The 20,876-nt window shown below is 73.2% G+C and carries 3 protein-coding genes; all 3 read right to left on the bottom strand.

Going from position 1 to position 20,876, the window contains the following annotated elements; translation table 11 throughout:
• Window positions 1-85: 85 nt before the first annotated feature.
• From ACSMTC_RS32365 to ACSMTC_RS32355, 3 genes are read right to left on the bottom strand one after another with little or no spacing between them, the layout of a single operon-like run.
• The gene (locus tag ACSMTC_RS32365) at window positions 86-1,249 is read right to left on the bottom strand and encodes a macrolide family glycosyltransferase (protein ID WP_436563285.1); all 1,164 of its coding nucleotides are present in this window, start codon (window positions 1,247-1,249) and stop codon (window positions 86-88) included.
• Complete coding sequence (locus ACSMTC_RS32360) at window positions 1,249-3,501, bottom strand: cytochrome P450 (protein WP_436563284.1); 2,253 nt, start codon at window positions 3,499-3,501, stop codon at window positions 1,249-1,251. The genes ACSMTC_RS32365 and ACSMTC_RS32360 overlap by 1 nt, the downstream gene beginning before the upstream one ends.
• Entirely contained in the window at window positions 3,498-20,876 is a 17,379-nt protein-coding gene (locus ACSMTC_RS32355; protein WP_436563283.1) for an SDR family NAD(P)-dependent oxidoreductase, read from the bottom strand. Before ACSMTC_RS32355 ends, ACSMTC_RS32360 begins: the two co-directional genes overlap by 4 nt.

Below are 20,876 nucleotides of genomic sequence, written 5' to 3'. Positions count from 1 at the left end.
CCCGGGCACGCCGTACGAGACCGTGCGCGGGATCGGGCTCCACCGGGCGGGGTGCGGGTGCGGACTGCCCGGTGGAGTCCGGCCGCTACCGCGTCAGCAGCTTCTCCAGGACGTCCGCCCCCTTTGACGCGCCGCCCGCCCCGCGCACGGTCCGGCTCAGGGCCGCCGCCCGGGGGCGGCAGGACCGGACGCCCTGGACGGCGTCCCAGAGGCCCTGCACGGTCGGCTCGGCGAGCGTCCTGCCGACCTGCAGCTCCTCCGCCCGCCGGGCGATCGCCCGCTGTTCCGGGATCTGCGGCACCGCCACGAAGGGCACCCCGTGGTAGAGAGACTCCATCGCCGAGTTCATCCCGGCGTGGCTCAGGAACACCTCGGTGTGTCGCAGCACCGCCACCTGCGGCACGTGCGCGTGCACTTCGACGTTCGCCGGGATCGGGCCCAGCGACTCCTGGTCCAGGCCGCCCACCACCATGACGACCTGCCAGTCGCTGTCCCCGAACGCCTCGATGCAGGTCCGGTAGAACTCGGGCCGGTCGTTGAAGACGGTTCCCAGCGATATCAGCAGCACCGGGGCCTGCGACCGGGGGCTCCACTCCTCAGCGGTCTGCCGGCTGCTCAGCGACGGCCCGACGAAGTGGAAGCGCTCGTCGAAGGCATCCCCCGACATCTGGAACTCGCGGGGGATGAACACCAGGCTCGTCGGGGCCACGTAGCCGAACATCAGGTTCGGGTCCTCGAGGAAGGTGTGGCCCTGCGCGAACTCCCCCATGTCCTGAACCGCGGCCACCAGCCGGGGGTTGGTGTGGTCGAAGTCGGCCGGTAAGTACACCTGCGCCGCCGAGAAGGACTCGTTCTCCGCGAAGGTCGGCACCAGGGAGATCTCCCGCACCTCGAGCAGGTTCGCCAGCATCCTCCCGGTGAAGGTCACCGAGTCGTAGCACACCGCGTCCGGCGGGTCGGCCGAGAAGTGCTCGGCCAGGACGGGGAAAGAGGCACGCGCGTCGTCGAGGTAGTACTCCATCGTCACGGCGAGCTGTTCCGCCGTGAACTCGCCCCGCGCCGCCATGTCGGGCGGCAGCTGCGAGGGCAGGGTCACCGGCGACGCCCCGGCGGCGAAGGCGGCGTCCATGGTGGCTGGTCCCGTGGCGTAGCTGACCCGGTGACCGCGCCGGACCAGCTCTTCGACCAGCGGCAGGGTCGGGTTCACATGCCCGGACGCGGGAGCGCTCACGAAGGCGAAATGGGCCATCAGCTCTCCTCCAGGACGACCGGCAGAGTCTTGTGCCCGTTGGTGAAGAAGGAACCCAGCGGCTCGAGTTCGGACGACGGGACGGCCAGCCGCAGCCGGGGGAACCGGGAGAACAGCGCGGACAGCGCCGTCGTCGCCTCCAGCTTCGCCAGGGGGCTGCCGAGGCAGAAGTGCACGCCGTGCCCGAAGGTGAGGTGGTCGGCCCGCGACGGCCGGGTGACGGAGAAGTCCTCCGCGTCGGCCCCGTGCTGCGCCGGGTCGCGGCCGGCCGCGCCGTAGGACAGCAGGATCGCCTCGCCCTTGCGGATCTGCACGCCGTCCGCGGAGATGTCCTCCACGGCGTACCGCAGCGGCAGGTTCGGCACCGGCGCCTGCCAGCGCAGGGTCTCGTCCACCACGTCCTCCCACGTGCTGGTCCCGGACCGGACCAGGGCGAGCTGAGACGGGTGCGTGGCCAGCGCGTGGACGGCGTGGTCGAGCAGGTTGACTGTCGTCTCGAAGCCGGCGGAGACGGTCAGCAGCAGGGTGTCCAGCAGTTCCCGCTCGGACAGTCGTGTGCCGTCCGCCTCCTGCGCGGCGATCAGGTCGCTGGTCATGTCGTCGCCGGGGTCGCGCCGTTTGGCGGCCACGAGTTCCTTGAGCAGCATGTACAGCTCGCCGGAGGCGGCCTGCACGCCCGCCGGGTCCGCGTCGAGGCTGAACACCGCGTCCACCAGCCGCCGCAGGTCCGCGCCCGTCTGCGCGGTCACCCCGAACAACTCGGTGATGACCTGGATCGGCAGCGGGAACGCGAACCGTGCGCGCAGGTCGACCGTCTGCCCCGGCGGCACCGTGGCCAGGTCGGCGATCAGGCCGGCCGTGATCTCCTCGACGCGCGGCCGCATCGCTTCGATACGGCGCGGGGTGAACGCCTTGGCCACCAGGCTGCGCAGCCTGGTGTGGTCGGCCCCGTAGGCGGTGAACATGTTCTGCATCGCGACCCACATGATCAGCGGCCAGTCCGGCGGGATGTCGCCGTCGCGCCACATGGGCCAGTGCTTGTTCGCGTCCTTGGAGACCTTCGGGTCGAGCAGCAGCTTCTTCGCCAGGTCGTGCCCGGTGACGGCCCAGGCCGACACGCCACCGGGCAGTTCGACGGGCGTGGCCGGGCCGCGCTCGCGCAAGGCAGCGGCCTCGCCGAAGATGTCGCCGCCCGAGGGGTCGATGACATACGCCTCGGCGGGCCGGGCCTGCGCGCGCACCGGCTCGGTGAAGATGGTGGTCGTACGGGGCTTGGGCGGCTCGGTGACCTCCAGCAGGGACGCGGTGAACCGCGAGCCCATGCCGAGGCCGATCGACATGATGGTGTCGCCGGGCTTGAGGGTCTCGTCGTGCAGCAGGTGGTCCATGCCGAGCAGTTGGTCGCACGGCCCGACGTGGCCGAGCTCGCGCAGCATCGGCCAGGTGGTGCGGCCCAGGTCGATGCCGAGCGGCTCCAGCACGACGACCTCCAGTTGGGCCAGGCCCAGACCGGTGACGGCGAACCTGGTGATGTCGGCGACGCTGACGCCGGCCTCCTTGGCGGCCTGCTCGACCGAGGTGACCAGTGCCCCGCTCATCAGCGTCAGATACGGGGCCAGGCCGGTGACCTCGATCGGCGTACGGTTGCGGTGGCCCTCGGGGTCCGGGATCGTCGGGGTGGCGAGGACCTCCATCTGGGTCGCGGAGCTGTTGGCGGTCGCGACCAGCCGCGCCCGGCCGCCCTCGCGGTTGAGCACGGCCGCGACCGCACCGTCGGCCAGGAAGATCCCGATGGTGGGCTGCCAGCGTTCCCACCGCGGCGGCAGGAACCGGGCGGTAGCCGTGACCAGGGTCGCGGTCGCGGCCGGGTCGGCCACCAGGTGCGCGGCGGCGGACTGCAGCGCGGCCGAGCCGCCGTTGCTGGTCGCCTCGACCTCGTAGACGAGGGCGTGGCCGAGGCCGAGGACGCGCTGCAGGTGGCAGGAGGACGCCATGTGGTCCTGGTGGTCCATCTGGGCGTAGGCGGCCATGGAGATGTCGGCGCCGCTGAGGCCGGACTCGCGCAGGGCTCCGATCGCCGCGTGCACGGCCATCGCGTGCTCGGTGACGTCGTCGGAGCGGGTGAACGACACGAAGTCCGACAGCGCGAGCAGCCGCCGCATGGTCTCGGTGTCCGGCACGGCCTGCGTCGCGGGCGTGCGGGGCGGCAGGTACCGCCCCGTTCCGCCGATGTAGACGTTGTCCCAGATCATGCATAGTCCTTTCCCCTGAGTGCGGACAACCCGGCCCCGTATCCGCTGAAGTCGAGGAGCCATGTGCTGATGGCCAGCGCCGTGGCGGCGGAGTGCTCCTCCAGTACGGTGAAGTGGTCGCCCGAGACGGTGAGTACTTCCTGGGCGGTGGTGGACAGCCGGGGCCACGAGCGCTTCCCGGTGCCCACCAGCAGCACCGGCGCGGTGACGGGCTCCGGGGCGCCGGCCAGATCGAGGTAGCGGCCCATGGCCACCAGCCGGTCGTCGTCGACCGGCTGGACCTGGTGGCCGGCGTCGAGCATGCCGGTGAGCACACCCGGCAGGTCGTCGGGGTAGCCGTCGATGAGCACCACGGCGCTGGGCCGGGCCCCCCGCCGTTCCAGTTCCCTGGCGGTCGCCAGCGCCAGCCACGCGCCCACCGAACGGCCGACCAGCACCGGCGCGGCGACGGCCGACGCGGCCTCGGCGAGTGCCTGGACCAGGACGTCGGCGTCCGCGGGCAGCGGGTCGCCGGCGAAGCCCGGCAGGGTGACCGCCGTGACGTCGCGGGCGGCCTCCAGCGCCGCGGCGAACCGCCCGTACTCCTCGATGCCGCTGGACGCCAGCGCGGACGGCAGGCAGACCAGCGACGGCTGGAGGAAGCCGGTCGCGAGGGCGACCACCTCGGCCTTGGGCGCGTCGGTGGCCGGGCTCAGCCGGGACGCCGTGGTCAGCAGGTCGAGGCCGTCCTGCGCGCGGCCGACGTCGACGGCCTTGCGCAGCAGGCGCTCCATCGGCCCGGCGACCCGGTTCTCCGGCGAGCACAGCTGCCCGTAGAGGTGGTTGACGAGCTGTTCGGGCGTCGGGAAGTCGAAGACGAGGGTCGCCGGGAGCTGGAGCCCGGTGGCCGCGTTGAGCTGGTTGCGCAGCTCGATAGCGGTCAGCGAGTCGACGCCGTGGTCGCGGAACAGCTGACGCGGGTCGTCGATCGCGCCGGGGGCCATCCCGAGGATGCTCGCACTGTGCGTGACGACCAGGTCGAGCAGCAGGGCGCGCTGCTCGGGCTCGGGCAGGACTTCGAGCCTGGCCCGCAGGTCGCCGGGGCCGGCCGCCGGGGCCGGCGCGCGCCGCGGCCGGGCGAGTCCGCGCAGCAGCGCGGGCGGGGTGTCGATCGCCGCGAGGTCGAGGCGGACCGGCACCAGCGCCGGGCGTTCGCCGGCCAGGGCGGTGTCTAACAGGTCGAGGGCCTGCTCGGTGGCCAGCGGCAGCATCCCGGTCCTCGCCAGCCGGCGGTGGTCGGCCTCGGTCAGGTTCGCGGTGATGCCGCTGGACTCGGCCCACTGGCCCCAGGCCAGGGAGGTGACCGGAAGACCGCGCGCGTGCCGGTGCTCGGCGAGCGCGTCGAGGAACGCGTTCGCGGCGGCGTAGTTGGCCTGCCCGGGGGCGCCGAACACCCCGGACGCCGAGGAGAACAGCACGAACGCCCGCAGGTCCAGGTGCTCGGTGGCCTCGTGCAGGTGCCACGCGGCATCGGCCTTCGAGCGCAGCACCGTGTCGATCTGCTCCGGTGTCATCGATCCCACCAGGGCGTCGTCGACGACCCCGGCGGCGTGCACGACGACCCGCAGGTCGGGGATCGAGGCGACGAGATCCCTCAGAGCCCCGCGGTCACCGGCGTCGCAGGCGACCACGGTGAGGGCGGCGCCCAGCTCCTGCCGGAGCCCGGGCGGCTCGACGCCGCGGCGGCTCGCGAGCACCACGTGCAGGGCGCCGTGCCGCGCGACCAGGTGCCGGGCGACCAGGACGCCGAGGGTGCCGGTGCCGCCGGTGATCAGCACGGTGCCGTCCAGGGGCGCGCCGTCCAGGGGCCCGGCCGGCCCGGCCGGGGCGGCCCTCACCAGCCTCGGCACGAGGGCGGTTCCGTCGCGCAACTGGATCTCGGGCTCGCCGTCGCTCACGGCGGCGCGCACCGCGGCGGGGATCGCCCGTCGTGAGGCGGCCGTGCCGTCGTGCCGGACGGTCAGGATCCGCCCGGGGTTCTCGCTGTGCGCGCTGCGCAGGAAGCCGCGGGCGGCGGCCGAGGCCAGGTCGTCGCCGGTGAGGACCACGAGCCGGGCCGGCGTGTCGGTGGCCAGGAACTCCCGGACCCTGCCGAGCAGTTCACGGGTCACCGCGTGGGCGGCCGCGACCGGTTCGCCCTCGCCGACGACCTCGTGGAGGACCGTCTCGGTGTCCGGGCCGTCCGGTGCCGCCATCGGGGTCCAGTCAACGGCGAACAGCGTGTTCGGCCGGCGCCCGGCCCCGTGACCCGCCGCTTCGACGGGCCGCAGGACGATCTCGTCGATGCTCACGACCGGCATCCCGGCGGTGTCGGTGATCCGCACCGCGCAGGTGTCCGGCCCGGTCGGGTGCAGCACCACGTGGACCGTCGCGGCCGACCCGGTGACCGACACACCGGAGAACGAGAAGGGCAGCCGCGCCGGGTTGCCGCCGGCGCCGCCGTCCCCGGCCGCGAGGCCGGCGAGCAGGGTCAGCGGCTGTATGGCGGCGTCCAGGAGCGCGGGGTGGACGCGGTAACCGGTGAGCTGCGCGGGGTCCGCCGGGAAGCTCACCTCGGCGTGCAGGTCCTCGCCGTGCCGCCGGATGCCGGTGAGCCCCTGGAAGGTCGGCCCGTAGTCGTAGCCGGCTTCGGCGAGCCGGTCGTAGAGCGAGCCGATGTCGATCGGCGTGGCCTCGCTGTCGTCCGCCCCGGGCACGGCCGTCCGATCGGCCGGTGTCGCCCGGTCCGCCGGCGGACTGAGCACGCCGGTCGCGTGGCGGGTCCACTCGTCGGGCTCGGCCCAGGTGCGGGAGTGGACGGTGACGGGTCGGCGTCCGGTGTCGTCGGGCGCGCCGACGGTGACCTGCACGTGCACACCGTCGCGCTCGGACAGCACGAGCGGCGCCTCCAGGACCAGTTCGGACAGTACGGGGCTGGCCGTGTGCTCACCGGCGTGGACGGCCATGTCCACGAACGCCATCGCGGGCAGCAGCGTCGAACCGAGCACGGTGTGCTCGGCCAGCCACGGGTGGACGGACGCGGAGAGCTTCCCGGTCAGCACCACGCCCTGCCCGTCGGGGAGCTTCACCAGGGACCGCAGCAGCGGGTGGTCGGGCGTGTCGAGGCCCTCCGACGGGGTGGTGGGCTGCAGCCAGTAGTGCTGGTGCTGGAACGGGTACGAAGGCACACGCCCGCCCGACGTCCCCGCCGTCGTGGTCACAGGCGGCATCCAGCGCACCGCGCCGTCCGCCCACAACCGCCCCAACCCCGCGAACAACCGCTCCGCGGAATCACCACCACGCCGCATCAACCCGTTCCCCACCAGCAACGGATGCGGACCCACCTCCACGAACCCCGTCACACCCTGACCCGCCAACCACTCCATCGCCTCGGCGAACCGCACCGGCTCCCGCACCTGCCGCACCCAGTACCCAGGCTCCCCCAGGTCCACCGGACGCCCGGCCACCGTCGAAACCACCGGAATCACCGGCTCACCGAACGACAAACCCGCCGCCACCCGACCCAGCTCCTCCAGCACCGGATCCATCCGCGCCGAATGAAACGCGTGACTGACCGCCAGCCGCCGCACCCGACGCCCACGACCGCGCCACACCTCACCCACCGCCGCCACCGCCGCCTCGTCCCCCGACACCACCACCGCATCCACCCCGTTGACCGCCGCCACCTCAACACCCGGCACCAGCGATCCCGTCACCTCCTCCACCGACGCCTGAAGCGACACCATCGCCCCACCACCGGCCAACCCCTGCATCAACCGGCCCCGCGCCCCCACCAGCACACACGCGTCCTCCAGGCCCAGAACCCCCGCCACATGAGCCGCCGCCACCTCACCCACCGAATGCCCCACCACGAAATCCGGCCGCACACCCAGCCACTCCACCAACCGGAACAGCGCCACCTCCAGCGCGAACACCCCGGCCTGCGTGAACAGCGTCTCCCCCAACACCCCCTCCCCGTCCTCGAACAACACCCCCACCGGCAACCCCAACAACCCACACACCTCGTCCAACACCCGCGCGAACACCGGGAACTCGCGGTACAGACCCCGCCCCATCCCCGCCCACTGACCACCCTGACCGGAGAACACGAACGCCGACCTGCCCGAGTCGCGGGCGTCGCCTGTCACCAGCCCGGGATGCGCCTCCCCGCGCACCAGGGCCGCCAGTGCCTCCGGTCCAGTCACCATGGCCCGGTGGGCGAACCGGGTCCGCGCGGCGAGCGCGGCGCCGATTCCGTCCGCGTCGGGGGCCCCGGCCGCGTACGCCAGCAGCCTGCGGGCCTGGGCCCGGAGCGCCTGCTCGGACTTGGCCGACAGCAGCCATGGCACCGGCACCGCGGCCGCAGGGGCGGGCGTGGGAGTGGCAGGGGACTCGGACGACGTCTCCTCGGCCGGGTCCGGGGCCGGTGCCTCCAGGATCACGTGCGCGTTCGTACCGCTGATACCGAACGCCGACACGCCGGCACGGCGGGGACGCCCCGTCTCCGGCCACGGCCGGGCCTCGGTCAGCAGTGAGACATGGCCCGCCGACCAGTCGACGTGGGAGGTCGGCGCGTCGACATGCAGCGTCGGCGGCAGTTGCCCGTGCCGCATCGCCATCACCATCTTGATCACACCAGCCACACCGGCCGCCGCCTGGGTGTGGCCGATGTTCGACTTCACCGACCCCAGCCACAACGGCTCATCCCGGTCCCGGCCGTACGTCGCCAGCAGCGCCTGCGCCTCAATAGGGTCGCCGAGGGTGGTGCCGGTGCCGTGCGCCTCCACCGCGTCCACGTCCGCCGTCGACAGTCCCGCATTCGCCAACGCCTGACGGATCACCCGCTCCTGCGACGGACCATTCGGCGCGGTCAACCCATTGGACGCCCCGTCCTGGTTCACCGCCGAACCCCGCACCACCGCCAGCACCCGGTGACCGTTACGGCGGGCGTCCGACAGACGTTCCAGCAGCACCAAGCCGGCGCCCTCACCCCAGGCCGTGCCATCAGCAGCCTCGGCGAACGCCTTCACCCGCCCATCGGCCGCGAGCCCCCGCTGGCGGGAGAAGTCGATGAAGGCGGCGGGTGTCGCCATGACCGTCACACCGCCGGCCAGGGCCAGTGAGCACTCCCCCGAGCGCAGCGCCTGCGCCGCCAGGTGAATCGCCACCAGCGACGACGAACACGCCGTGTCCACCGACACCGCCGGACCCTCCAGCCCCAGCAGATACGACACCCGCCCGGAGGTCACACTCGTCGCCGTGCCGGTGGCCACATAGCCGTCCGCGTCGCGCGAGATCTGGTCCACTCCGCCCGCGTAGCCGGATGCCCAGATGCCGGTGAAGACGCCCGTCTGGCTGCCCCGCAACGACGTCGGATCGATCCCCGCGTCCTCGAACGTCTCCCACACCGTCTCCAGCAGCACCCGCTGCTGCGGATCCATCGCCAACGCCTCACGCGGCGAAATCCCGAAGAACGCGGCATCGAAGCCACCCGCATCCCCCAGAAAACCACCCCACCGCGTATACGACCTCCCCGGACCACCGGCCGGATCATAAATACGACCCACATCCCACCCACGATCCGGCGGGAACTCCCCCACCGCATCCACCCCACCCGCCACCAGACCCCACAACTCCTGCGCCGACCCCACCCCACCCGGATACCGGGCCCCCAACCCCACCACCACCACCGGATCACCCGACACCGGAACCCCGACCGGCACGGGCGCGACCGTCCGGCGCTCCTTGCCGAGGACCACCTCACGCAGGTATTCGGCCAGTCGGGCCGGGGTCGGGTGGTCGAAGACCATCGTCGCCGACAGCCGGATCCCGACCGCCGTGGACAGCCGGTTACGCAGCTCCACGCCGGTCAGCGAGTCGAAGCCCAGGTCCTTGAAGGCCAGGTCGCCGCCGATCCCGTCGCTGCGGCCCAGCACGGCCGAGGCGTGGGTGCTGACCAGGTCGAGCAGAATCTCGCGTTGCCGGGCCTCGGGGAGCGATCCCAGCTCGCCCGCCAGTCCGGTGGTCCGCACCGGTTTGCGGGCGCGTGCCAGCGCGCGCAGCACCGGCCGGTCCCCCAGTGCGGACACCTTGAGTCCGGCCGCGACCACCGCCGGTTCCGCGGTGTCCAGGCCCCCGTCGAACAGCCCGAGTCCGTAGTCGGTCGCCATCGGCAGCAGCCCCGCGCGGGCGAGGCGTTCACCGTCGGCCTCGGACATCCGCCCGGTCAGCCCGCTGGCCTCGGCCCACCGGCCCCAGGCCAGCGACACCCCCGGCAGGCCCTGGGCACGCCGGTACGCGGCCAGGCCGTCGAGGTAGGCGTTGGCCGCGGCGTAGTTGGCCTGCCCGGGGCTGCCGAGCGTCCCGGCCGCCGAGGAGAAGAGGACGAACGCCGTCAGGTCCCGTCCCCGGGTGAGTTCGTGCAGGTGCCAGGCCGCCCGTGCCTTGGGCTCCCAGACCGCGGCGAGACGTTCGGGGGTCAGGGACTCGACCACGGCGTCGTCGAGCACACCGGCGGCGTGGACGACCGCGGTCAGCGGGTGCGCGGCCGGGATCGAGTCCAGTACGGCCGCCAGCGCGTCCCGGTCGGCCACGTCGCAGGCGGCCACGGTCACCTCCGCGCCCAGCCCGGCCAGCTCCTCGCGCAACGCCGCCCCGCCACCACCGCGGCTGACCAGCAACACATGCCGCACACCCCGCTCGGCCACCAGATGCCGGGCCACATGGCCCCCCAGCGTCCCCGTACCACCGGTGATCAGCACCGTACCGGCCGCATCGAGATCCGCAGGAACAGTGAGGACGATCTTCCCGACGTGAGCCGCCTGGCTCATGAACCGAAAGGCGTCCCGCGCGCGGCGGACGTCCCAGGTGGTGAGTGGTGGCAGACGCAGCTCGCCTGCGCTGATCAGCCGGACGGCCTCGGCCAGGATCTCCCCCAGCCGCTCCGGTCCCGCGTCGGCCAGGTCGAAGGCCAGCACGCCGGGCCGGATGTCGGCCTTGCCCATCTCCACGAACCGCCCGCCGGGCGCGAGCAGCCGCAGGGAGGCGTCCAGGAACTCACCGGACAGCGAGTTCAGCACCACGTCGAAGGGTCCGAACCGGTCGGCGAACTCCAGGGTCCGGGACGAGGCGATGTGGTCCTCGTCCAGCCCCAGGGCGCGCAGCGCGTCCCACTTGCCCGGGCCGGCGGTCGCGTGGACGTCCGCGCCCCAAAGCCGCGCGAGCTGGACCGCCGCCATGCCGACGCCGCCGGCCCCGGCGTGGATCAGCACCCGGTCACCGGCCTTCAGCCCGCCCAGGTCGCGCAGGCCGTACCACGCGGTCATGAACGCGATCGGCACAGTGGCGGCCTGGGTGAACGTCCACTCGTCGGGGATGCGCACCAGCACCCTGTGGTCGGCGACGGCCACCCGGCCGAACGCGCCGGGCAGCAGCCCGGCGACCCGGTCACCCGGCCGCAGCCCGGTGACCTCGGCGCCGACCTCGGTGACGACGCCCGCGCCCTCGCTGCCGAGCAGCGCCGGGTCCGGGTAGACGCCGAGGGCGATCAGCACGTCCCGGAAGTTCAGGCCGGCCGCCCGCACGGCGACGCGCACCTCCCGGGGCCCGGGCGGGGCCTGCTCGTACGGCAGGAAGGCGAGGTCGTCCAGGCTGCCCGTGCCCGCCTGCGTCAGCCGTCCGTCGAACGCCTCCGGTGCGGAGCGCACGAGCCGGGGCACGTAGACGGCCCCCCGGCGCACCGCCACCTGGTCCTCGTCGCCGACCGACAGGCCGTCGGGCAGCTCGTCGGCGTCCACGAGCACGAATCGGCCGGGGTGCTCGGACTGCGCGGACCGGACCAGGCCCCATACGGCCGAGGCTTCCGGGTCGCTCACCCCGTCACCGGGAACGACGGCGACCGCGCCCCGCGTGCGCACCACGAGCCGTTCGCCGGGCCCGGCCAGGAAGTCCTGGACGGCCGTCAGCGCCTCGGCGACCGAGCCGGGCGAGACGACGGCGTCGCCGAGCGCGCCTTCGCCGGGGGTCAGCGGAATCCAGTCGAGGGCGTACAGCGGGCCGCGTTCAGCCATCGGACGGGTGGTCAGCGCCTCGATGGTCGCCACGGGCTCGCCGGACCGGTCCGCCAGGTGGACGGCGTACGTTCCGGGGCGCACCACCGTCAGCCGCACGCGCGCGGAGGTCACGCCGGTGCGGTGGACCGCGATCCCGCCCAACGAGAACGGCAGCCGCACGTCGCCTTCCGTGCCGGACAGCAGCGCCAGCGGTTGCAGGGCGGCGTCCAGCAGGGCCGGATGGACGGAGAACCGGGCCGCGTCCGGCACGGTGACCTCGGCGAACACCTCCTTGCCGCGGCGCCACACCGCCTGCACGGCCTGGAAGGCCGGCCCGTACTCGTAGCCCGCCGCGGCGAGCGTGTCGTAGAGCCCGGTGACCGGTTCCGCGCCGGCCGGCGGCCATTGCGTCAGCTCCTGCCCGACCACGGCCCGCCCGACCACAGGCTGCCCGCTCACCGTGCCGGTGGCGTTCCGCACCCAACCGTCCGTACGGGACCGGACGTCGACCGTGCGGCGGCCGGTCTCGTCCGGCTCGCCCACGACGACCTGCACGTCCACCGCGCCGTCCGCGGGCAACATCAGCGGCGCCTCCAGGACCAGTTCCTCCACTGCCGCCCCGGCCGCGTGCACCACCAGTTCCACGAACGCCGTCGCGGGCAGCAGCACCGTCCCCAGTACGGAGTGGTCCGCGAGCCAGGGGTGGGTGGCCAGGGAGAGCCGGCCCGTCAGGACCCGCTGCTCGCCCACCTCGAAAGCGGCGCCGAGCAGCGGGTGGTCCACCGAGTCGAGCCCGGCCGCGGACACGTCTCCCGCGCCTTGGGCGAGCCAGAACCGCGTCCGCTGGAAGGGGTAGGTGGGCAGCGCCGCCGGCTCCCCTTCAGGGAACGGCCACCGCACCGGCACACCCGCGACGAACAGCCGCGCCGCGGCGGCCAGGAACTCGGCCGGGGTGCCGTGGTCGCGGCGCACTGTCCCGGTCACCACACCCGCCTCGTGCTCCTCCAGCGCAGGCGTGAGCACCGGGTGCGGGCTGATCTCGACGAAGACGGGGTCGCTGCCCGAGGCGAGCAGCAGCCGGGTGGTCTGGTCGAACAGCACGGGTTCGCGGAGGTTGCGGTACCAGTAGCCGGCGTCGAGGGCGGAGGTGTCGATCTCCTCGCCGGTCACCGTTGAGTAGAACGGGATCACCGCCGGGTGCGGTGTGATGCCGGCGAGGTCGGTGAGCAGTTGCTCGCGGATCGCCTCGACCTGGACGGAGTGAGCGGCGTAGTCGACGGGCAGGCGGCGGGCGCGGATGCCGTCGGCCTCACAGGACGTCAGCAGTTCGTCCAGCGCGTCCAGATCACCCGACACGACGACCGAACCGGGGGCATTGACCACCGCCACCGTCAGCCGGCCGTCCCAGCGGGCCACGAACTCGGCGGCCCGCTCATGCCCGAGGCCGACCGACACCATCCCGCCCTTGTTCTCCAAGGCGACCAGGGCCTTGCTGCGCAGGGCGACCACCTTCGCGGCGTCCTCCAACGACAACGCCCCCGCCACATACGCCGCCGCGATCTCCCCCTGCGAATGCCCGACGACGGCATCAGGTTCCACACCATGGGCACGCCACAGCTCCGCCAGCGCCACCATCACCCCGAACAGCGCAGGCTGCACCACATCCACCCGCTCCAGCGAGCCACCGCCGACCAACACCTCCACCAACGACCAGTCCGTGTACGGCGCCAGCGCCGCGTCGCACGCGTCGATGCCGGCGCGGAAGACCTCGGACTGCTCGTACAGGTCACGGCCCATGCCGACCCACTGGGCGCCCTGCCCCGGGAACACGAACACCGACCGGCCCAGCGGACGGACCGTCCCGGTGACCAGACCCGGCGCCATGCCGCCCTCGGCCAGGACGTCCAGGGCCTCGGCGGCACCCACCACCACGGCCCGGTGCTCGAACACGGTGCGGGCGGCCAGAGCACCCCCGACCGCCACCGCGCTCACCTCAGGACGCCCGGCGGTGAAGGCACCCAGCCGGCGCGCCTGCTCCCGCAACGCCGCCTCGGACCTGGCCGACAGCACCCAAGGCACCACTCCGCCCGAGGACGCCGCCGGAACCCCGGCCGGCTCCTCGGCAGGCGCCTCGATCACGACGTGCGCGTTGGTGCCGCTGATGCCGAACGCCGAGATGCCGGCGCGACGCCGGCGGCCGTTGTCGGGCCAGGGCCGGGCCTCGGTGAGCAGCCGGATGTTCCCGGACTCCCAGTCGACGTGCGAGGTCGGCTCGTCGACGTGCAGCGTCGGGGGCAGTTCGCCGTGCCGCATCGCCATGACCATCTTGATGACGCCCGCCGCGCCGGCCGCTGCCTGGGTGTGGCCGATGTTCGACTTCACCGACCCCAGCCACAACGGCTCGTCCCGGTCCCGGCCGTACGTCGCCAGCAGCGCCTGGGCCTCGATGGGATCGCCGAGCGTCGTCCCCGTACCGTGCGCCTCCACCGCATCCACGTCCGCCGTCGACAGTCCCGCATTCGCCAACGCCTGACGGATCACCCGCTCCTGCGACGGGCCGTTCGGCGCCCCGAGGCCGTTGGAGGTGCCGTCCTGGTTGACCGCCGAGCCCCGGACGACCGCCAGCACCCGGTGGCCGTTGCGGCGGGCGTCCGACAACCGCTCCAGCAGCACAAGGCCCGCGCCCTCACCCCAGGCCGTGCCGTCGGCCGCCTCGGCGAACGCCTTCACCCGGCCGTCGGGAGACAGGGCACGCTGGCGCGAGAACTCCGTGAACCCCATGGGGTTCGCCATCACGGTCACCCCGCCGGCCAGGGCGAGTGAGCACTCCCCCGAGCGGAGCGCCTGCGCCGCCAAGTGGATCGCCACCAGCGAGGACGAGCAGGCGGTGTCCAGCGAGACCGCCGCGCCCTCCAGCCCCAGCAGGTAGGCGATCCGGCCGGAGGTCACGCTGGTCGCGGCGCCCGTACCGAGATAGCCCTCGGCGTCGGCGGGTGCCTGGTCGCCGTAGCCGGAGGACCAGATGCCGGTGAACACACCCGTCTGGCTGCCCCGCAACGACGTCGGATCGATCCCTGCGTCCTCCAGCGTCTCCCACGCGGTCTCCAGCAGCACCCGCTGCTGCGGATCCATCGCCAGAGCCTCACGCGGCGAGATCCCGAAGAAGTCGGCATCGAACCCCGCCGCGTCCGCGAGGAAACCACCCGACCGCGTGTACGACGTCCCGGGATGATCCGGATCCGGATGGAACAATCCCTCGACGTCCCACCCGCGATCACCCGGGAACTCCCCGATCGCGTCCACCCCGCCCGACACCAGACGCCACAGCTCCTCGGGGGACTCGACCCCACCCGGCAACCGGCAGCCCATGCCCACGATCACCACCGGATCGGCCCCGTCACCGACCGGCATCGCCGGCGTCACCGGCACCACACCCCCACCGAGGATCCCGCTCAGCAGGTGCTCGGCGAGTTGCCGCGGGGTGGGGTGGTCGAAGGTGACGGTGGCGGGCAGGCGCAGGCCGGTGGCGACGTTGAGCCGGTTGCGCAGTTCGACGGAGGTCAGGGAATCGAAGCCGAGGTCCTTGAACGGCTGCCGGTCCCATGCGGCCCCCGGTTCGCGGTGACCGAGCACGGCGGCGGTGTTGGTGGTGACCAGGTCGAGTGCGGCTCGCAGCCGTTCGGCCTCCGGCAGTGACCGCAGGCGGTCGGCGATCGCACCGTGCCGCGCCGGGCGCCGGGCCGCCTTGCGGGAGACGAGGCCCTTGAGGGCCGCCGGAGCCGCCGGGGCACCCGCCAGCACGGACAGGTCTAGGCGTACCGGCACCAGCGCGGCCCGGTCCGTGGCCAGGGCCGCGTCGAACAGCGACAGGGCGTGGTCGGTGGCCAGCGGCACGACCCCGGCTCGCATCAGCCGGTCCTCGTCGGCACCGGTCAGGTGCCCGGTCATGCCGCTCGGCTCGGCCCAGTAGCCCCAGGCCAGCGAGGTCGCCGGCAGTCCGAGGGCGCGCCGGTGCACGGCGAGGGCGTCGAGGAAGGTGTTGGCTGCGGCGTAGTTGGCCTGCCCGGGGCTGCCGAGCGTCCCGGCCGCCGAGGAGAAGAGGACGAACGCCGTCAGGTCCCGTCCCCGGGTGAGTTCGTGCAGGTGCCAGGCCGCCCGTGCCTTGGGCTCCCAGACCGCGGCGAGACGTTCGGGGGTCAGGGACTCGACCACGGCGTCGTCGAGCACGCCGGCCGCGTGGACGACCGCGGTCAGCGGGTGCGCGGCCGGGATCGAGTCCAGTACGGCCGCCAGCGCGTCCCGGTCGGCCACGTCGCAGGCGGCCACGGTCACCTCCGCGCCCAGCCCGGCCAGTTCCTCGCGCAACGCCGCCCCGCCACCACCGCGGCTGACCAGCACCACATGCCGCACACCCCGCTCGGCCACCAGATGCCGGGCCACATGGCCCCCCAGCGTCCCCGTACCACCGGTGATCAGCACCGTACCGGCCGCATCGAAATCCGCAGGAACAGTGAGGACGATCTTCCCGACGTGAGCCGCCTGGCTCATGAACCGGAACACGTCGACCGCGTCCCGGACCTCGCGTACGTCCAACGGCAGCGGCGCGAACCCGCCGTCCGTGAAGGCCCGTACGACGGCGTCCAGGATCTCGCCGAGCCGTTCCGGCCCCGCGTCGGCGATGTCGAACGCCCGGTAGACGATGTCGGGATGGTCGGCTGCGTCGCGGATGTCGGTCTTGCCCATCTCCACGAACCGGCCGCCGGGCCCGAGCAGCCGCAGGGAGGCATCGACGAACGCGCCGGACAGCGAGTCCAGAACCACGTCCATGGGCGGGAACTTCTGCTCGAACTCCAGGGTGCGCGACGAGGCGATGTGGTCCTCGTCGAGTCCCAGGGCGCGCAGGGTGTGCCATTTGGCCGGGCTGGCGGTGGCGAACACCTCCGCCCCGAGCCGCCGGGCCAGTTGGATCGCCGCCATGCCGACGCCGCCGGTGCCGGCGTGGATCAGGACCCGGTCACCGGCCTTCAGCCCGCCCAGGTCGCGCAGGCCGTACCAGGCGGTCAGGAACGCCACGGGCACTGACGCGGCCCTGGCGAACGACCAGTCGTCGGGCATCCGGACCAGCAGCCGCTGGTCGGCGATGGTGACCGGGCCGAAGGCGCCGGGGACCAGGCCCATGACGCGGTCGCCGGGCCGGAACCGGGTGTCCGGGCCGGTTTCGAGGACGACGCCCGCGCCTTCGCCGCCCATCAGGGCCTCGCCGGGGTAGACGCCGAGGGCGATCAGCACGTCCCGGAAGTTGAGTCCGGCCGCCCGCATGGCGATCCGGACCCGCCCGGGCCCCAGCGGCTCCATGAGCTCCGGGCGGGGCACCAGCGCCAGGTCGTCGATGCTGCCGGTACCCGTGTCCTCCAGCCGCCAGGTTCCGTCCGGCGGGGTGAGGCCCGCGCCGACGCGGACCAGGCGGGGGACGCGCAGCGCCCCTTGGCGTACCGCCAGCTCCGGCTCGTCCGTGCCGGCGATCAGCGCGGGGTCCCAGGTCGGATCGGCGTCGACCAGGACGAACCGGTCGGGGTGCTCGGCCCGCGCGCCGCGGACCAGGCCCCAGACCATCGAGTGGTGGAGGCGGACCACGTCACCGGGCGCGGCGGCGACGGCGTTGCGGGTGACGACCGCCAGCCGCGTCCGCTCGCCCGCCAAGTGGTCCCGGATCACGGCGAGTACGCTCTGCGCGCTCTCGTACGCCGCCTCGACGGTGTCCGCCTCGGGCTCCGGCCCGGGCACCTCGTAGACGACCAGGTCCGCGGGGTCGCCGCCCGTCGATGCCGATTCGAAGGGGACCCAGTCGAGTGCGTACAGGCTGTCCGGGACGGCGGTGGCGTCCCGGACGGTCAGCGACGTGATGACCGCGACCGGGGTGCCGTCCGGATCGGCCACGGCCACGGTGTACGTGTCCGGCCCGGTGGCGGACAGGCGTACGCGCAGCGCACGGCGGCCCGCGGGCCGTATCGCCACTCCGGTGAACGCGAACGGCAGGCCGGTGCGGTCGGTGAGGAACGCCATGGGGTGCAGTGCGGCGTCGAGCAGCGCGGGGTGCAGGGCAAACGGTTCCTCGGCGGGAAGCTCCACCTCGGCGTAGACGGTGTCGCCGACCCGCCAGGCCGCCGTGACGCCCTGGAACGCGGGCCCGTACTCGTAGCCGAGCACGGACAGCGAGTCGTAGAGCCCGTCGACGTCGAGGGGCTCACCGGCCGGCAGCCAGTCCCAGGCGCTCAGCACCGGCTCCTCGCCCAGGGTCCCGGTGGCGTGCCGCACCCACTCGTCGCCGTCACGCGAGTACACCGTGAGCGGGTTGCGGCCGTCGTCCCCGGGGCCCACGACGACCTGGAGGTGCACCGGGGTGTCGTCGAGGACGAGCGGCGTTTCGAGCACCAGCTCCTCGACCGCGTGGCCGAGCCGGCCGGCCGCGTAGGCCGCCATTTCCGCGAACGCGGTGCCGGGCAGGAGGACGGAGCCCCGCACGGCGTGGTCGGCCAGCCACGGGTGGGTGGCGAGCGAGATCCGTCCGCTGAACACCGCGCCGTCGGGCAGTTCCACGAACGTGCTGAGCAGGGGGTGGTCGCCCGACGCCGTCGGGACGGGCCGCAGCCAGTACGGCTGGCGCTGGAAGGCGTACGTCGGCAGGCTGACGGGCTCGGTGTCGTCCGGGAACCGCCAGTCGACCGGGACACCATGGACGTGCAGGCGGCCGAGCGAGGTGAGGAAGTCGTCCTGGTCGCGCCGGAGCGTGCCGGTGACGAGGAGGTCGAAGCCGTGGTGGTGACCGGTCTCCTCGACGGCGGAGACCAGGACCGGGTGCGGGCTGACCTCGACGAAGACGGTGTGGCCGTGGTCGAGCAGCGCACGGGTGGTCTGGTCGAACAGCACGGGTTCGCGGAGGTTGCGGTACCAGTAATCGGCGTCGAGGGCGGAGGTGTCGATCTCCTCGCCGGTGACCGTGGAGTAGAAGGGGACCTCCGCGGTCCTCGGCTTGATCCCGGCGAGGTCGGTGAGCAGTTGCTCGCGGATCGCCTCGACCTGGACGGAGTGAGCGGCGTAGTCGACGGGCAGGCGGCGGGCGCGGATGCCGTCGGCCTCACAGGCCGCCAGCAGTTCGTCCAGCGCGTCCAGATCACCCGATACCACCACGCTGTCCGCCGAGTTGACCACCGCCACGGTCAGCCGGCCGTCCCAGCGGGCCACGAACTCGGCGGCCCGCTCATGCCCGAGCCCTATGGAAACCATGCCGCCCCGGTCGGCCAACACCGCCAGCGCCCTGCTCCGTAACGCCACCACCTTGGCGGCGTCGTCCAGGGACAACGCCCCCGCCACATACGCCGCCGCGATCTCCCCCTGCGAATGCCCGACGACGGCATCAGGTTCCACACCATGGGCACGCCACAGCTCCGCCAACGCCACCATCACCCCGAACAGAGCGGGCTGCACCACATCCACCCGCTCCAGCGACCCACCGCCGATCAACACCTCCACCAACGACCAATCGGTGTACGGCGCCAGCGCCGCATCACACGCATCGATCGCCTCCCGGAACACCGGCTCCGAGCCGTACAACTCCCCGCCCATACCCACCCACTGCGCACCCTGCCCCGGAAACACGAACACCGACCGACCCACCGGCCGGGCGATCCCGGTGACCAGACCCGGCGCCGTGCCACCCTCCGCCAGTGCCTCCAACGCCTCCACACCGCTCAGCACCGCACGGTGATCGAAACGCGACCGCCCCGCCAACGCCCGACCCACCGCAACCGCGCCAACCCCCGGATCCCCGGCCAGGAACGCCCCCAGCCGACGCGCCTGCTCCCGCAACGCCACATCCGACTTCCCCGACAACACCCACGGCACCACCCCGCCCGCGGCCCCCGCCGGAGCCCCGACCGGCTCCTCAGCAGCCGCCTCGATCACCACATGCGCGTTGGTGCCGCTGATGCCGAACGCCGACACGCCGGCACGGCGGGGACGCCCCGTCTCCGGCCACGGCCGGGCCTCGGTGAGCAGTGAGACATGGCCCGCCGACCAGTCGACGTGGGAGGTCGGCGCGTCCACGTGGAGGGTCCGCGGCAGTTGCCCGTGCCGCATCGCCATGACCATCTTGATCACACCAGCCACGCCGGCGGCGGCTTGCGTGTGCCCGATGTTCGACTTCACCGACCCCAGCCACAACGGCTCATCCCGCCCCTGACCGTAGGTCGCCAGGAGTGCCTGAGCCTCGATGGGGTCGCCAAGGGTGGTCCCGGTGCCGTGCGCCTCCGCCGCGTCCACCTCGGACGGCTCCAACCCGGCATTCGCCAACGCCTGCCGGATGACGCGTTCCTGGGACGGACCATTCGGCGCCGCAAGCCCGTTCGACGCGCCGTCCTGGTTCACCGCCGAGCCCCGCACCACCGCCAGCACCCGGTGGCCGTTACGGCGGGCGTCGGACAGGCGTTCCAGCAGCACCAAGCCGGCGCCCTCACCCCAGGCCGTACCATCGGCCGCCTCGGCGAACGCCTTCACTCTGCCGTCGGTCGCAAGCCCCCGCTGCCGCGAGAACTCGACGAACCCCGCCGGCGTCGCCATCACCGTCACACCACCGGCCAACGCCAGCGCACACTCCCCCGCCCGCAATGCCTGCGACGCCAGATGGATCGCCACCAGCGACGACGAACACGCCGTGTCCACCGACACCGCCGGACCCTCCAGCCCCAGCAGATACGACACCCGCCCGGACGTGGCACTGGTGGCCGTTCCGGTGGCGAGAAAACCTTCGAGGTCCGGCGGCGGCTGGTTGCCGTAGCCGGAGGACCACAGGCCGGTGAACACGGCTGTGCGGCTGCCGCCGAGTGTGGTCGGGTCGATGCCGGCGTACTCGAAGGTCTCCCACGCGGTCTCCAGCAGCACCCGCTGCTGCGGGTCCATCGCCAGTGCCTCGCGCGGCGAGATACCGAAGAACCCGGCGTCGAAGCCGGCGCCGTCGGCGAGGAAGCCGCCCGATCGGGTGTAGGTCGTGCCCGGCCGGTCCGGGTCAGGGTCGTAGACGACGTCCCATCCACGGTCCGGCGGGAATTCGGTGATCGCGTCGGCACCGTCCGAGACAAGCCGCCACAGGCCGTCCGGGGACTCCACTCCGCCCGGGTAGCGGCAGCCCATGCCGATGATCGCGATCGGCTCGCGCGCGGCCTCCTCCATGTCGGAGAGGCGCTTGCTGAGCACTCCCAGGTCGGCCGTGGCGCGCTTGAGGTAAGTGCGGAGCTTCTCTTCGTCGGACAT

The sequence above is a fragment of the Kitasatospora sp. HPM-01-4 genome, from assembly GCF_051374625.1.
In the GTDB taxonomy this organism is placed as follows: domain Bacteria; phylum Actinomycetota; class Actinomycetes; order Streptomycetales; family Streptomycetaceae; genus Kitasatospora.
The sequence above is the reverse complement of the archived record's forward strand: the minus strand, read 5'-3'. Positions and strand labels throughout refer to the sequence as shown.

Bases quoted from the DNA above. Each gene is read 5' to 3' on its own strand.
- ACSMTC_RS32365 (WP_436563285.1), bottom strand. From the start codon at position 1,249: ATGGCCCATTTCGCCTTCGTGAGCGCTCCCGCGTCCGGGCATGTGAAC.
- ACSMTC_RS32360 (WP_436563284.1), bottom strand. From the start codon at position 3,501: ATGATCTGGGACAACGTCTACATCGGCGGAACGGGGCGGTACCTGCCG.
- ACSMTC_RS32355 (WP_436563283.1), bottom strand. From the start codon at position 20,876: ATGTCCGACGAAGAGAAGCTCCGCACTTACCTCAAGCGCGCCACGGCC.